Annotated in this window: 14 protein-coding genes; 7 read left to right on the top strand and 7 right to left on the bottom strand. The window is 72.7% G+C overall.

Annotated elements, in window-relative coordinates; all coding sequences use genetic code 11:
- The first annotated feature begins 8 nt into the window (after positions 1–8).
- Complete coding sequence (locus ACQEVZ_RS16160) at positions 9–761, top strand: SRPBCC family protein (RefSeq protein ID WP_433367108.1); 753 nt, start codon at positions 9–11, stop codon at positions 759–761.
- Between the two features lie 117 nt (positions 762–878).
- On the opposite strand, the gene ACQEVZ_RS16155 is transcribed toward ACQEVZ_RS16160, so the two are convergent.
- The 5 genes from ACQEVZ_RS16155 to ACQEVZ_RS16135 all read right to left on the bottom strand — a co-directional run bounded on the left by ACQEVZ_RS16155 (position 879) and on the right by ACQEVZ_RS16135 (position 4,841).
- The gene (locus tag ACQEVZ_RS16155; RefSeq protein ID WP_433367105.1) at positions 879–1,472 is read right to left on the bottom strand and encodes a hypothetical protein; all 594 of its coding nucleotides are present in this window, start codon (positions 1,470–1,472) and stop codon (positions 879–881) included.
- Complete coding sequence (locus tag ACQEVZ_RS16150; protein WP_433367102.1) at positions 1,469–2,338, bottom strand: amidohydrolase family protein; 870 nt, start codon at positions 2,336–2,338, stop codon at positions 1,469–1,471. The genes ACQEVZ_RS16155 and ACQEVZ_RS16150 overlap by 4 nt, the downstream gene beginning before the upstream one ends.
- On the bottom strand, positions 2,335–3,144 hold the full coding sequence (locus ACQEVZ_RS16145) for a metal-dependent hydrolase (protein WP_344502881.1): 810 nt from the start codon (positions 3,142–3,144) through the stop codon (positions 2,335–2,337). The genes ACQEVZ_RS16150 and ACQEVZ_RS16145 overlap by 4 nt, the downstream gene beginning before the upstream one ends.
- 54 nt (positions 3,145–3,198) lie before the next feature.
- The gene (locus tag ACQEVZ_RS16140) at positions 3,199–3,813 is read right to left on the bottom strand and encodes an SDR family NAD(P)-dependent oxidoreductase (RefSeq protein WP_344502880.1); all 615 of its coding nucleotides are present in this window, start codon (positions 3,811–3,813) and stop codon (positions 3,199–3,201) included.
- A gap of 518 nt (positions 3,814–4,331) precedes the next feature.
- Positions 4,332–4,841 carry a DUF1707 SHOCT-like domain-containing protein gene (locus ACQEVZ_RS16135; RefSeq protein ID WP_433367098.1) on the bottom strand — a complete coding sequence of 170 codons (510 nt, stop codon included), beginning with the start codon at positions 4,839–4,841 and terminating at the stop codon, positions 4,332–4,334.
- Between the two features lie 187 nt (positions 4,842–5,028).
- Between ACQEVZ_RS16135 and ACQEVZ_RS16130 the strand changes: the two genes are divergently transcribed.
- Both ACQEVZ_RS16130 and ACQEVZ_RS16125 read left to right on the top strand, forming a co-directional pair.
- The gene (locus ACQEVZ_RS16130; RefSeq protein WP_433367095.1) at positions 5,029–6,813 is read left to right on the top strand and encodes a histidine kinase; all 1,785 of its coding nucleotides are present in this window, start codon (positions 5,029–5,031) and stop codon (positions 6,811–6,813) included.
- 70 nt (positions 6,814–6,883) lie between these two features.
- Positions 6,884–7,549, top strand: a complete 666-nt coding sequence (locus tag ACQEVZ_RS16125) for a response regulator transcription factor (protein ID WP_344502876.1) — start codon at positions 6,884–6,886, stop codon at positions 7,547–7,549.
- A gap of 301 nt (positions 7,550–7,850) precedes the next feature.
- On the opposite strand, the gene ACQEVZ_RS16120 is transcribed toward ACQEVZ_RS16125, so the two are convergent.
- Together ACQEVZ_RS16120 and ACQEVZ_RS16115 are read right to left on the bottom strand one after the other, a co-directional pair.
- Positions 7,851–9,269, bottom strand: coding sequence for a GH1 family beta-glucosidase (locus ACQEVZ_RS16120; RefSeq protein WP_433367092.1), 1,419 nt, complete (start codon positions 9,267–9,269; stop codon positions 7,851–7,853).
- Between the two features lie 135 nt (positions 9,270–9,404).
- Positions 9,405–9,611, bottom strand: coding sequence for a hypothetical protein (locus ACQEVZ_RS16115; protein ID WP_433367089.1), 207 nt, complete (start codon positions 9,609–9,611; stop codon positions 9,405–9,407).
- Between the two features lie 129 nt (positions 9,612–9,740).
- Between ACQEVZ_RS16115 and ACQEVZ_RS16110 the strand changes: the two genes are divergently transcribed.
- The 4 genes from ACQEVZ_RS16110 to ACQEVZ_RS16095 all read left to right on the top strand — a co-directional run bounded on the left by ACQEVZ_RS16110 (position 9,741) and on the right by ACQEVZ_RS16095 (position 13,447).
- Complete coding sequence (locus ACQEVZ_RS16110; protein WP_433376790.1) at positions 9,741–10,706, top strand: LLM class F420-dependent oxidoreductase; 966 nt, start codon at positions 9,741–9,743, stop codon at positions 10,704–10,706.
- Positions 10,706–11,521: an SDR family oxidoreductase gene (locus ACQEVZ_RS16105; RefSeq protein ID WP_433367086.1), complete on the top strand. Its 816-nt coding sequence runs from the start codon at positions 10,706–10,708 to the stop codon at positions 11,519–11,521. The genes ACQEVZ_RS16110 and ACQEVZ_RS16105 overlap by 1 nt, the downstream gene beginning before the upstream one ends.
- Entirely contained in the window at positions 11,518–12,147 is a 630-nt protein-coding gene (locus tag ACQEVZ_RS16100; RefSeq protein ID WP_433367083.1) for a nucleoside/nucleotide kinase family protein, read from the top strand. The genes ACQEVZ_RS16105 and ACQEVZ_RS16100 overlap by 4 nt, the downstream gene beginning before the upstream one ends.
- Positions 12,148–12,235: 88 nt before the next feature.
- Entirely contained in the window at positions 12,236–13,447 is a 1,212-nt protein-coding gene (locus tag ACQEVZ_RS16095; RefSeq protein WP_433367080.1) for an alginate lyase family protein, read from the top strand.

Below are 13,447 nucleotides of genomic sequence, written 5' to 3'. Positions count from 1 at the left end.
TGACGACCGTGCTGCTGGAACACAGTTTCACCGTGCCCGTCCCGGCGTCGCAGGCGTGGGACGTGCTGCTGGACATCGAGCGGATCGCGCCCTGCATGCCGGGCGCCGCGCTGACCTCCTTCGAGGGCGACGACTTCACCGGGACCGTCAAGGTCAAGCTGGGTCCGGTGAGCCTCACGTTCAAGGGCAAGGGCCGGTTCGTCGAGCGGGACGAGGCCGCGCACCGCGTGGTGCTCACCGCGTCCGGCGCCGACAGCCGGGGCGGCGGCACCGCATCGGCGAGGGTGACGGCGCAGCTGCGCGAGGCCGGCGACGGCGGCACGAGGGTCGAGGTCGCCACGGACCTCGACATCACCGGCAAGGCCGCCCAGTTCGGCCGCGGTCTCATCGGCGACGTGAGCGCGAAGCTGATCGGCCAGTTCGCCGACTGCCTGGCCGGCAAGCTCGCCGCGGGCGGGCCCGCCGCGCCGGCGGCGGCGCCGGCTTCAGCGGCCGACTCGGACCTGGCCGTTGCGTCGGATTCGGCTTCAGGTCCGGTGCCGGTGCCGGAGCCGGTCCCGGGCGAGGGGGTGCGGTCCGCGCCCACGGCGTTGTCGGAGGCCTCCGTGTCGGTGCAGCCCGACGACGAGGTGGAGCCGATCGACCTGCTCGTCGTCAGCGGAGTCGGCGCGGTCGTGCGCCGTGCCGTCCCGTACGTCGTGACCGCCGCCGCCAGCTTCGCCGTCGTGTTCGGCATCATCTGGTGGATCAAACGCCGCTGACCGCCTGCCGCGGCGTCACTGCCCACTTCAGGGCCGCCGCCCGCCGCCGCCCGCCCGCCGCCGCGCCGCTCCACCCGCGGTGCTCCGGCGACGGCAGGGCGGGCGTCCGGGCTCGTCTCAGCCGGCAGCGGCGGCGCGGCCCTCCGCGAAGAACCCGGCCACCGCGGTCGCGTCGCCGAGGGCGCTCAAGGGTCGTGCGGCACCGAACGACACGTTCCAGAAGGCGCCCTCGCGCGGCGTCCACGGGCCGACGTACGCGTACGGCTCGGGGATCGCCGAGTCGCCCGTGGACACCCCGTAGTTCACCTCGTCGAGCGAGATGCCGACGTCGAAGTGCTCCGGCCACAGCACCGGCGTGAGGTCCGGTGCGAACAGGCGCAGCGCCGCGTCGCCGACCGCCAGAGCGCCCAGGGTGGTGCTCGCGCCGGTGGTCACGACCGGGTCGCCGGGCCGGGCGCCGGAGCCGTCCTTGTAGACGCCCTCGGCGGCGCCGACGTCCAGCCCCGCGGCCGCCGCCAGCTGGGCGAACGTCTGCCCCTCGTACGGGATGCGGCGCCCGTCGACGACGAGCGCGTCGGCCTCGGCCTGCACGTCGGGTGCGGCGACGGTGGCGAAACCGGCCGGCGTGACCCTGAGCCGGATGGTGCCGCTGCGCCGGTACTGCGGGCCGGCGAGCACCAGCTCAGCCAGGCCGTGGAAGGAGTTCGTCACCGTTCCATCATGCCCGCCGCGTTGCCCCAGCAGACCGCCCGCAGCCAGTCGTCGCAGAACCCCAGGCGCCGCAACGAGTCCAGCTGGTGCGCATAAGGGTGCGGGATGTTGGGGTAGTCGCTGCCGAGCAGCACGCGACCCGCGAGACCGAGCTCCTCCACCCTGGGGAGGAGCTCCGGCGGGAAACCCGGGAAGAACGTTGTGAAGACCATCGTCGTGTCGAGCATGACGTTGGCGTACCGGTCGGCGAGGTCGAGGAAGCCCTCGTACTCGGGCGCGCCGAAGTGGGCGATGACGGCGACGAGCGACGGGTGGCGGCGCAGCACCTCGCCGAACGGGCCCGGTCCGGTGTACCCGTTGGCGACGGGACCGGAACCGGCGTGCACGACCACCGGCGTGCCGGTCTCGGCGAGCCGCCCCCAGACCGGCTCCAGCAGCGGATCGTTCGGGTCGTAACCACCGACCTGCAGGTGCACCTTGAAGATCCTGGCGCCGCCGTCGAGCGCCGTGTCGACGATCCCGGGCACGCCGGGCTCCGGGTAGAACGTCGCGCTCGGCACGCACCCCGGCGTCCGAGCGGCGAAGCCGAGCGTCCACGCGTTGAGGTCGGCGGCCATGTCGGGACGGTGCGCGTACGCCAGGGCCGTGAAGTGCCGCACCCCCATCTCGCGGAGGTGGTCCGCCCGTTCGGCGTCGCTTCCGCGGTACCGGATGGGCCATGGCCGCCCGACGAGCGGACCCCCGGCGTCGAAGTGGGCCCAGACCTTGCGCATCATGCGCTCAGGCAGGAAGTGCGTGTGCACGTCGAACAGGCCGGGCAGGCCCAGCGCCTGCCAGAACGCGGGGACCTCGTCGTCATCGTTCACACGGATATGTTGAACCGTTCGAGCAGGATCGGCGCGACCAGCAGGGAACCGGCGAAGATCGCGACCGTGGTGAAGACGATGCGCAGCACGACCGTCTCGGTCTTGTCACCCGCGGTCAGCGCCACCGAGTGCGGCAGGCCGATGTTGCGCCACAGCCGCCGGCCGGTCGGGATCGGCCAGAAGATGGGGGAGCCGTGCCGGGTGATCATGTCGCCGGCCAGATGGATGAGCCCGCCGACGCCGACCGCCATACCGAGCAGCGGGTAGCCGCGGTCGCCGGGGAGCCGCTCGTAGACGAGGTACGCGGCCCCCGCGGCGGCGAGGGTCACGATGAGCCAGCCGGCGCGCTCCGCCCACCGCTCGAACAGCCCGCGCAGCGCCATGGCGAACGCGAAGAACAGCACGCCCATGACGGCCCACTTGCCGAACGCGTTGCACAGCGCCAGGGTGCCGTACCCGACACCGACGTTGAACACGATGGTGTGCGTCAGGGTCCGGTGCCCGTTGCGGCGGCGCGGGTCGTGCTTGAGGCGGGTCAGCATGTAGACGCCCAGTGAGAACTTCTCGACCACCTCGGCCAGGAACAGCGTCAGCACCCCGAACGTGTGCGCCACCGTCGCACCGCCCTGCCGGGTGGTGACCCGCCCCGACAGGTCGAGGTCAGGCAGCAGCGCGCCACCGGCGCAGATCGCCGTGCCGACGGCCAGCTGGAGCGGCGTCTGGTGGAAGTCGGCGAGCTGGTCCAGCGCTAAGGAGCCGGCCAGCCACACGGCCGCCCCGGACAGCGCATGCGAAGAGCCCATCATGATCCGGACTATCCCATGTGGACCCGCGTTCGTACATAGGAGCTACAGCCGCGTTCACCTGCCGGCCACGTCGAAGGTGGTCGCCGTCAGCGTCGGCGGCGCGTCCGAGGCCAGGTAGACCGCGGCGAAGGCCACATCCTCCACCCGCTCTGCCTGTGGTGTCCAAGACACGACATTCGCCCGCACCCCCGACGCCGCGACCTCCCGCGCCACGTGCTGCGTGAGCGCCGTCACCCCACCGCCGACCGCGCTCGTCGCCGCATCCGTGCCGAACGGCGCGACCGTCACCACCGTCCCCGTCCGCGCCTCCGCCATCCGCGGCACGAACGCCTGCAACGCCTCGAACGTCGCCGTCAGTCCACTGTCGACACTCGCGCGGAAGCCGCCGCCACCCGTACACGGGACGACGAACAGCAGGTCGGGAACCCCGACCTCGGTGAGCACCCCCGCGTGCACCGACGCCGTGTCCACTCCGGTCGACACGATCCCGACGGCGTCCGCACCCACCCACCGCAGCTCGTCGACCAGGTCCTGCAGCTCGGCCTCGTCGTCGCCGATGACGGCGATGCGGGCCCCACGGGCGGCGAGCAGCCGGCACACCGCGGCCCCGACCCCGTCAGCACCGCCGAGCACCACCGCGACCCTGCCCTTGAGCTCGGTTCGGTACATGCCACATCCAGCCTCTCGTCGTCTCGTCGTGCCGTTCCCGCAGGGCGCCTCGCCGGTTGCCCCAGCTTCTCTGCCGTCGTGCCGCGGCCGGCGAGGCCGTCGCGCGCCCCCGTGCCGACCGCTGCTGTTGTCTCCGCTCCTGTACTGCCGGTGCCGGCCGTCGCGGTTTGCCTCAGCGCTTGTACTGCCGGCCCCGCGCACCGCCGCTCGCTGCTTCCGCTTCGCTGCTCCCCGCTCGCTGCTTCCTGCGTTGCTGCTTCCTGCGTTGCTGCTTCCTGCGTTGCTGCTTCCTGCGTTGCTGCTTCCTGCGTTGCTGCTCCCCGCTTGGCTGCTCCCCGCTTGGCTGCTCCCCGGCCGGCCGCCGCAGCGGTCGCGGCTCCCCGGCTTGACGGCGCCGTTTCGCTGCTCCCCCGCTTCGTGGCTCCCCGGCCGGACGCCGCGTCGGTCGCGGCTTCACGGCGCCGGTCGCTGCCGGCGGGGCGCCGCGCTGGTGGCGACGCCCCGCCGGGACGGCTGGCTCAGCTCCAGCCGTGCCGGTCCGAGGCGGCCGCCCACGGTCCATGACCGTGGCCGTGCCCCCAGTGCCGCCGCCCCCACGGCGGACCCCCCGACCACGGCGCGCCTCCCGACGCCGCCCACCGCCGCCAGCGGGCGTGCCTGAAGACGCTGAGCACCAGGAAGAACAGCGGGATCGCGGGCCAGAAGAAGTGCGCGCCCGACAGCGCCCACAGCCCGGTCAGCGCGACCGCCAACACGGCCACGAACGCGCCGTGCCGTGCGAGGTGCCGCCGGCCCTGCCGCAGGAACTCCGCCTGCGTCTCCGGCAGCTCGAACAGCCCGCGCCGCCCCCCGTCAGGCAGGTCGGCGGTCACCGGCGGCAGCTCGTCGCGGAACTTCGCCGCATATACCTGCGTGAGCCGCTCCTCGCCCTCCTCCAGCGTGAGCCGCCCCTCCGTCATCCCGGCCCGCACCATGTCCGCGTACTGCTCGCGCTCCTTGTCGGAGGCTCGCACCCGTTCGCCGGCCATCTCGGCCCCCCCTTCCTTGTTGCTTTCAGCCTGCCGCTGACCGCCGCCACGCGCGTCGCACCTGTGTCGTGTCGTCCTGTACTTCCCAGGTCGCACACCAGCCCCCCGACGTACGACCCAGGGAGTACGCGACCGCGCGACCTGAGTGCGACGCCGCTGGTCCCGGCCCTGGACTACCTTGGGCGATGTGAGACGACGACCGCCCTGGACCCGGGAGCTGCGCGAGGCGCGCGACGCCCGGCACGCCGCGCGGCTCGCGCACCGCATGGAGTCCATGGAGCGCCACGGCCGCAGGCGATGGGGCGGCGGCCCGCACCCGGCGGCGATCGTCATCGCCATGGCCCTCGTGCAGGTCCTCGGCACCCGCGCCGCGGCCTATGGCTCTACCGGCCCGCACGTCCTGGACGGCACCGCCTATCTGCTGCTGCTCGCCGGCCCCATCGCCCTCGCGGTCCGCGAGCGCTGGCCGCTGGTCTCCCTCGTCGGCGCGCTGGTGCCGACCGCCGCCTACTTCAGCATGGGCTATCCCGACGGCCCCGGGTTCGTCGCCGCGATCGTCGCGATGTTCACCGCCCTCGCCTCGGGCTATCGCTGGCTGACCTGGGCGGCCGTCGCCGCCGCGTTCAGTGTGTTCGCCGTGCTGGTCCGCGGCGACGAGTCGCTGCCCCGCGTCATCCTCATCGGCGTCTGGTGCCTCGTCATCGCGGGCTTCGGCGAGGCCGCCCGGGTGCGTGGCATGCGCTACTCCCAGATGGCCCGCGACTGGTCCGCGCAGCAGCAGGTCGCCCGCGCCGAGGAGGAGAAGGCGCGGGCCGAGCAGGCTCGTCGCCAGGCCAGCGACGAGCGGCTCCTCATCGCCCGCGAGCTGCACGACGTCATCGGCCACCACCTGTCCCTCATCAACGTCCAGGCGGGCGTCGGCCTGCACCTGATGGACGAGCAGCCCGAGCAGGCCAGGGTCGCCCTCGCCGCGATCAAGCACGCCAGCGCCGAGGCGCTGCGCGAGACCCGCTCCGTCCTCGCCGGCCTCAACCCCGCCGGCGCCGCCCCCCGCACGCCCGCCCCGGGCCTGCGCGACCTCGACCGCCTCGCCGAGGAGGCCCGCGCCGTCGGCCTGCCCGTCACCGTCGACACGACCGGCGTGCCGCGCCCCTTGCCACCCCAGGTCGACCGCGCCGCGTTCCGGATCGTGCAGGAGGCCTTGACCAACGTCCGCCGCCACGCGGGCCCCGGCGCCTCCGCCACCATCGCCATCGGCTACACCCCGACCGAGCTCACGCTCCACATCACCGACGACGGCCACGCCCAGGCGAACTCCACGCCCGCCCAGCCGCCCACGCCCGCCCAGCCGTCCGCGCCCGCCCAGCCGTCCGCGCCTGTGACCGACTCGCCGCCCGTGACCCGCTCACCGAGCGCAACCGGTCCATTGAACGCCGCCAGCTCGCCGAGCGCCGGTCTCGATGGGCGCAGGTCCCCTTCGAAGGCGGCGGGGAATGGTTCGATGGCTTCCGTTTCCTGGTCGGCCGGCACCGCGGATGCCGCATCCACGGGCGGGGAAGCGAGTGCGGTGTCCCTGGCCGGAGTAGGCCCCGACCAGACCACCGGCACGACACACGGCGACCCGGCCAGTGACCAGCTCGGCGACGGCGGCGACGGGGGATCCGTCCAGGTCGGCGCGGGTGCAGGTCCTGCCCAAGTTGGTGCAGGCGTGGGTTCCGTCCAGGCTGGCGCGGGCGCAGGGTCTGTTCAGGCTGGTCCGGGTGCGGGCTCCGCCCAGGCGGGTGCGGGTGCCAACGCGGGCGCGGGTGCCAACGCGGGTGCCGGCGGTGGTTCGTCGGTGCGTAGTGAAGGCAATGGCATCGCGGGGATGCGGCATCGGGCGGCGGCGTTCGGGGGGTCGCTGGAGGCCGGGCCCCGGGCGGGTGGTGGGTTCGCGGTGGTCGCCAGGATTCCCGTTCGGGAGCAGTCATGATCCGGAATGGTTGTTGCGGTCAGGGCGACGAGAAGTCTTCCGGATCATCGGTGGTGGGGGAGGGGGACGGGTGATCAAGGTTCTGCTGGCGGATGACCAGGCGTTGGTGCGGGCCGGGTTTCGGGCGTTGCTCGATGCGCAGGCCGACATCGAGGTGGTCGGGGAGGCGGCGGACGGGGCCGAGGCGGTGCGGCTCGCGGTGCAGACGCGGCCTGACGTGGTGTTGATGGACATCCGGATGCCGGTGCTCGACGGGCTTGAGGCGACGCGGCAGATCGTGGCCGATGCGCGGCTGGCGCAGGTGCGGATCGTGATTCTGACGACGTTCGACCTGGATGAGTACGTGTTCGAGTCGCTGCGGGTCGGGGCGAGTGGCTTTCTCGTCAAGGACACCGAGCCGGTCGACCTGCTGCGGGGGGTGCGGGCGGTCGCGGGCGGGGACGCGTTGCTGTCGCCGGGGGTGACGCGGCGGTTGATCGAGGAGTTCGCGAGCAGGTCGCGGGCGCCGCTGGCGCCGATGTCGCTGGCGGTGCTGACGGATCGGGAGCGGGAGGTGATGGCGCTCGTCGGGGCGGGACTGTCCAATGAGGACATCGCGACGAGGTTGTTCGTCAGTCCGGCCACGGCGAAGACCCATGTCAGCCGGGCGATGATCAAGCTGGGGGCGCGGGACAGGGCACAGCTCGTGGTGTTCGCGTACGAGGCGGGTCTCGTCAAACCGGGCTGGCTCGGCTGACGCGAACCAGAGGTCAGCGCCCGAACCGGCGCAGAACCCGAACCGCGTCACGCCCGAGCTGCGTCACGCCCGAACGGGCGCAGCGCCCGGGCCGCGTCATGCCCGGGCCGCGTCATGCCCGGGCCGCGTCATGCCCGGGCCGCGTCATGCCCGAACCGGAGGTCGAGCCCGAACCGCGTCGCGCCGAGCCGGAGGTCGAGCCCAAACTGGAGGTCGAGCCCCGAGCCGGAGGCAGAGCCCGAGCCGGAGGCAGAGCCTGAACCGGCGGCCAGGTCCGAACCCGGTGCAGACCGGGCCGGGGTCAGATGCCGTTGCGGGCGATGACCTGCTGGTACCAGTCGGCGCTGGCCTTGCGGTGGCGTTGCTGGGTGGAGTAGTCGACGTGGACGATGCCCCAGCGTTGGGTGTAGCCCTCGGCCCACTCGAAGTTGTCCAGCAGGGACCAGACGTGATAGCCCTCGAGCCGCACGCCCTCGCGGATGGCCCGGTGGGCGGCGGTCAGGTGGTCGCGCAGGAACGTGATGCGGTCCTCGTCGTCGGTGGGGTGGACCGAGGGGATGCCGTTCTCGGTGATGGTGAGCGGGATGTCGCCGTAGTCGCGCCGGATGCGGGTGAGCAGGTCGTAGAGGCCCTGCGGGTACACCTGCTGCCAGCTCGCCTGGGACGTGGGGTGCTTCTGGACGCGGGCGCCCGTCGCCGTGACGTAGGCGGGGTTGTAGTACTGGACGCCGAGGATGTCGCTCTTGGTGCCGATGACGGCCAGGTCGCCGGCGTGGATGGCGGCGCGGACGGGGGCGTCGGCGGGCTGGGTGGCCAGCCAGTCGTCGGGGTAGCGGCCGAGCAGGACAGGGTCGAGCCAGCGCCGGTTCTCCTCCGCGTCGCCGATGACCGCCTGCTTGCGGGCGGCGTCGGAGTCGTCGGCCGGGTACACGGGGGAGAGGTTGAGCGCGGCGCCGATGCGGCCCTTGCGGCCGGTGGCGCGGAACGCCTGCACCGCCAGGCCGTGGCCGAGCAGGAGGTGGTGGGCGGCGACGTTGGCGACGCGGCGGTCGCGGACGCCGGGGGCGTGGACGCCGGCCGTGTACCCGACCTCGGTGACGGTCTTCGGCTCGTTGAGGGTCAGCCAGGTCTGCACCTTGTCGCCGAGGGAGTAGCAGACCATGGAGGCGTAGTCGGCGAACCACGACGCGCAGTCACGGTTGGTCCAGCCGCCCGCTTCCTGCAGCGTCTGCGGGGTGTCCCAGTGGAAGAGGGTGACGACCGGAGTGATCCCGCGCGCGAGGAGGCCGTCGACGAGCCGGTGGTAGAAGTCGAGGCCCTTGGCGTTGACGGTGCCGCGGCCGGTGGGCAGGACCCGTGGCCACGAGATCGAGAAGCGGTAGCTCTTCAGGCCCAGGTCGCGCATGAGGTCGAGGTCCTCGTAGCTGCGGTGGTAGTGGTCGGCGGCGACGTCGCCGGTGCCGCCGTCCCTGGTCCGGCCGGCCTCGTGGCTGAACACGTCCCACACCGACGGGCCGCGGCCGTCCGCCGTCGCGCCGCCTTCCACCTGGTACGCGGACGTCGACGCACCCCAGGCGAACCCCTTCGGGAAGGCCAGGCCGACCGGGGCGACGGACGCCGACGGAGCGGAGGCGGCGGCGGACGGCGTGCGCCGGCGGGTCGAGCAGCCGGCGGTCACGGCACCGGCGGTGGCCAGGGTGAGCACGTGACGCCGTCGCATGCCGCAAACGTATCTCGCCCATGCACGCCGAAGGCCGCCCCAGCGAACAGACGGGAGCGGCCCCAGGCAAAGCCAGAGCAAACCGAAGCAAAGCCGAAGTGCAGGCCGAGGTACAGGCCGAAGCGGAAAGAACGATCAGTCGGCGAGTGCGACGAGGCCCTGCGCCCAGCGGAAGTACTTGTTGGTGCCCAGGTCACGGACGGTCTTGATGCCGAACGCGGCCAGGAGCTTCTCGGCGTCGGCCTCGGTGACGCCGGCGATCGCGGTGACGGGGGCGTCCGCGATCTCCTGGGCGCTCTTGCCTTCCCATTCCTTCATGAGCTTCTTTTCCAGACCCAGCATGGGGTTGCTCCTTCTCGATCGAGTCAACGCGCATCAGTGTGGGAAATCCAGCGGAAGGCTACCCATCCCTCTCGCTTGCCACACTAGCGGTGTCACGGAGATGATCGGTTGATGACCAGCCAATGGGGGCTGACGGTGCCGCTGACCGGTGTGCCGTTGCCCGAGCACGCAGGGTTGCTGCAGGCGTTGCCGGATCTGGGGTTCACCGACGTCTGGACGAGCGAGGTCTCCGGCACGGACGCGTTCACACCCCTGGCGCTGGCGTCGGTGTGGTCGCCGCGGCTGCGGCTGGGCACCGCGATCGTCCCGGTCTTCACTCGCGGGCCCGCGCTGATCGCCATGCAGGCCGCGGCCCTGGCCGAGGCGGCGCCGGGGCGGGTCGCGCTCGGCATCGGCGCGTCGTCGCCGGTCGTGGTCGGCGACTGGAACGCGGTGCCGTTCGAGCGGCCGTACGAGCGCAGCCGGGACGTGCTTCGGTTCCTGCGCACGGCGCTCGCCGGCGAGATGGTCGACGGGGCGTTCGACACGTTCCAGGTCAGGCGCTTCCGCCTCGAACGGCCGCCGGTCACGCCGCCGAAGCTGCTGCTCGCCGCCCTGCGGCCGAAGATGCTGCGCCTGGCGGCGGCCGAGGCCGACGGTGTGGTGCTCAACTGGCTGTCGGTGGAGGACGTCGCGACGGCGCGCGCCGAGATGGACGGTGCGCACGGCGAGAAGGAGGTCGCGGCCCGCATCTTCGTCTGCCCCACGGAGGACGAGCAGGTGGCGCGGGAGACAGCCCGCAGGCTGATCGCCGCGTACCTGACCGTGCCCGCGTACGCCGCGTTCCACCGCTGGCTCGGCCGCGGCGAGGCGCTCAAGGCGATGTGGGACGCGTGGGCCGCCAAGGACCGCAAGGCGGCCCTGCGGGCGATCCCCGACGAGGTCGTCGACGCGCTGATCGTGCACGGCAGCCCGCGGCGGTGCCGGGAGCACGTCCAGCGGTACGCCGACGCCGGCGTCACCACCCCGGTCATGGCGCTGCTGCCGACGCCGGAGCTGGCGGCCGGCGGCCCGGAGGTCCTGCTGGACACGCTGCGCGAGCTGGGGGCCCGGTAGTGGAGCTCAAGGACAAGGTCGTCGTCATCACCGGCGCGGCCGGCGGCATCGGCGCCGCCCTGGCCCGCCGGTTCGCCGCGGAGGGCGCCGCCGCCCTGATCCTCGCCGACCTGGACGGCGACGCCGCCGAGGCGCTGGCCGGCGAGGTCGGCACGGAGATCGGCACGGAGACAAGGGCGGTCGCCGTCGACGTCACCGACGAGAACCAGGTCGCCGAGCTGGTCGCCGAGACCGAGGAGCGCTTAGGCCGGGTCGACCTGTTCTGCGCCAACGCCGGCATCCTCACCGGCCAGGGCCTGGAGGCGTCCGCGGAGACGTGGGCGCGGACCTGGGCGGTCAACGTCCAGTCGCACATCTACTCCGCGCGCGCCGTGCTGCCGGGCATGCTGGAGCGCGGCGAGGGGTACCTGCTGCACACCTGCTCGGCGGCGGGGCTGCTGACCGCGGTCGGCGACGCGCCCTACGCGGTCACCAAGCACGCGGCCGTGTCGTTCGCGGAGTGGCTGTCCATCACGTACGGCGCGCAGGGGATCAAGGTCAGCGCACTGTGCCCGCAGGGCGTCGACACGCCGATGATGCAGGACGGGCTCGCCGCCGGTCACATCGGTGCGAAGGTCACCGCCGCCGGAGGGGCGGTCCTGCCGCCGGAGGAGGTCGCCGCGTCCGTCGTGGAGGGGCTCGCCGCGGAGCGGTTCCTGATCCTGCCGCACCCCGAGGTCCAGAAGTACTACCTGCACCGGGCGAGCGACACCGACCGCTGGCTGGCCGGCATGCGGGGGCTCGCCGCGAGCCTGCAGGCAAACGCGGAAGCATGAGAAGACCCGACGTCCTCAGCGAGGCGCTCGAGGTCATCAAGCCGTTCGTCCGCCAGCAGGAGGGGCGCACGATCATCGGCATCTGCGGGCCGCCGGCCGCCGGCAAGTCGACGCTGTCCACGGCCCTCGCCGCGGCGCTGGACGGCAGCGTGGCCGTGCCGATGGACGGGTTCCACCTGTCCAACGCGGAGCTGGACCGGCTCGGCCTCGCCGACCGCAAGGGCGCCCCGGAGACGTTCGACGCGGCCGGGTTCGTCCACCTGCTGCGGCGCCTGCGGGCCGGCGAGGAGCTCGTGTACGCCCCGAGCTACAGCCGCACCCTGCACGAGTCGATCGGCGGCGTGATCCCGGTGCCCGCCACCACCCGGGTCATCGTCGTGGAGGGCAACTACCTGCTGCTCGACGAGGGCCCCTGGGCGGCCGTGCGGGACCTGCTGGACCTGGCGCTGTACCTGGACGCGCCCGACGACCTGCGGCAGGACTCGCTGGTGCGGCGGCAGCTGGCGAAGGGCCTCGACCTGCACGACGCCCACGACTGGGTGGAGCGCAGCGACGAGCGCAACGCGGCCGTCATCGCCGGCACCCGCAACCGCGCGGACCTCATCCTGACTCGAAGCGCGTCTTAAGTCTTCCTGTGCCCGATTGACCCGCGCCGATCGAGCAGCGACGGTTAGGCAACCTGACTTACAGTTGTCCAACCGAAAGAGGAGCGCCATGCGCAGACTCGTCCTCGGCGCCGCCGGGCTCGCGGTCGCGATCGCGGTGGCCGGCACCACCTACGCCGTCGCCGCCGTGACCAAGCAGCAGGCGGCGACCGGCCCCGGAGCCGCGAACGTGGCCGCCGCCCCGGCCACGTTCGCCCACCCGGGCGTCTTCGTCAGCCGCGCCCAGCTCGACTTCGTCCGCGGCAAGGTGCAGGCCGGCGCGCAGCCGTGGAAGGCCGCCTACGACCAGATGATGGGCAGCCGCTACGCGTCGCTGTCGCGGACCCCGAAGCCGCGGGCCGTCGTCGAGTGCGGCTCCTACTCCAACCCCAACAACGGCTGCACCGACGAGCGCGAGGACGCCCTCGCCGCCTACACGCTGTCCCTGGCCTGGTACGTCACGCGGGACAGCCGGTACGCCACGAAGGCCATCGCGATCATGGATGCCTGGTCCGCCACGATCAGGGACCACACCAACAGCAACGCGCCGCTGCAGACCGGCTGGGCCGGGTCGAGCTGGCCGCGCGCCGCCGAGATCATCCGCTACACCTACCCGTCGTGGCCCGACCAGGCCCGGTTCGGCACGATGCTGCGCACCGTGTACCTGCCGAAGCTCATCAACGGCTCCAGCAGCAACGGCAACTGGGAACTGTCCATGATGGAGGCCGCGATCGGCATCTCCGTCTTCCTGGAGGACCGCACCAGCTGGGACAAGGCCATGGCGAAGTTCCGCGCCCGGGTGCCCGCCTACCTGTACGTCACCGCCGACGGCGCCCTGCCCAAGGGCATCGGCAGCATCGACACCCGCGCCGAGATCGTCAACTACTGGCAGGGGCAGAGCACGTTCGTCGACGGGCTCTCCCAGGAGACCTGCCGCGACTTCACCCACACCGGCTACGGCATCTCGGCGATCTCGCACATCGCGGAGACCACCCGCATCCAGGGCCAGGACGTGTACCCGGAGATCGCCGACCGGCTGCGGCACGCGCTCGGCTTCCACAGCAGGTACCAGCTGGGCGAGGGCGTCCCGTCATGGCTGTGCGGCGGCAAGCTGACGCTCGGCCTCGGCCCGGTCACCGAGGTCGGCTACAACGCCCTGCACAACCGGATGGGCATCGCGATGTCCAACACGCAGCGGCTGACGGAGCAGTCCCGCCCGGCCGGCAGCAACAACCTGTTCGTCGCGTGGGAGACCCTGACCCACGCGGACAACCCCGCCTGA

Source organism: Dactylosporangium sp. CA-152071 (assembly GCF_050936335.1).
GTDB classification, from domain to species: Bacteria; Actinomycetota; Actinomycetes; order Mycobacteriales; family Micromonosporaceae; genus Dactylosporangium; species Dactylosporangium maewongense.
The sequence above is the reverse complement of the archived record's forward strand: the minus strand, read 5'-3'. Positions and strand labels throughout refer to the sequence as shown.

Excerpts from the sequence above, each read along its gene's own strand:
- ACQEVZ_RS16095 (WP_433367080.1), top strand. The coding sequence starts at position 12,236 with ATGCGCAGACTCGTCCTCGGCGCCGCCGGGCTCGCGGTCGCGATCGCG.
- ACQEVZ_RS16115 (WP_433367089.1), bottom strand. The coding sequence starts at position 9,611 with ATGCTGGGTCTGGAAAAGAAGCTCATGAAGGAATGGGAAGGCAAGAGC.
- ACQEVZ_RS16135 (WP_433367098.1), bottom strand. The coding sequence starts at position 4,841 with ATGGCCGGCGAACGGGTGCGAGCCTCCGACAAGGAGCGCGAGCAGTAC.
- ACQEVZ_RS16100 (WP_433367083.1), top strand. The coding sequence starts at position 11,518 with ATGAGAAGACCCGACGTCCTCAGCGAGGCGCTCGAGGTCATCAAGCCG.
- ACQEVZ_RS16120 (WP_433367092.1), bottom strand. The coding sequence starts at position 9,269 with ATGCGACGGCGTCACGTGCTCACCCTGGCCACCGCCGGTGCCGTGACC.
- ACQEVZ_RS16145 (WP_344502881.1), bottom strand. The coding sequence starts at position 3,144 with ATGATGGGCTCTTCGCATGCGCTGTCCGGGGCGGCCGTGTGGCTGGCC.
- ACQEVZ_RS16140 (WP_344502880.1), bottom strand. The coding sequence starts at position 3,813 with ATGTACCGAACCGAGCTCAAGGGCAGGGTCGCGGTGGTGCTCGGCGGT.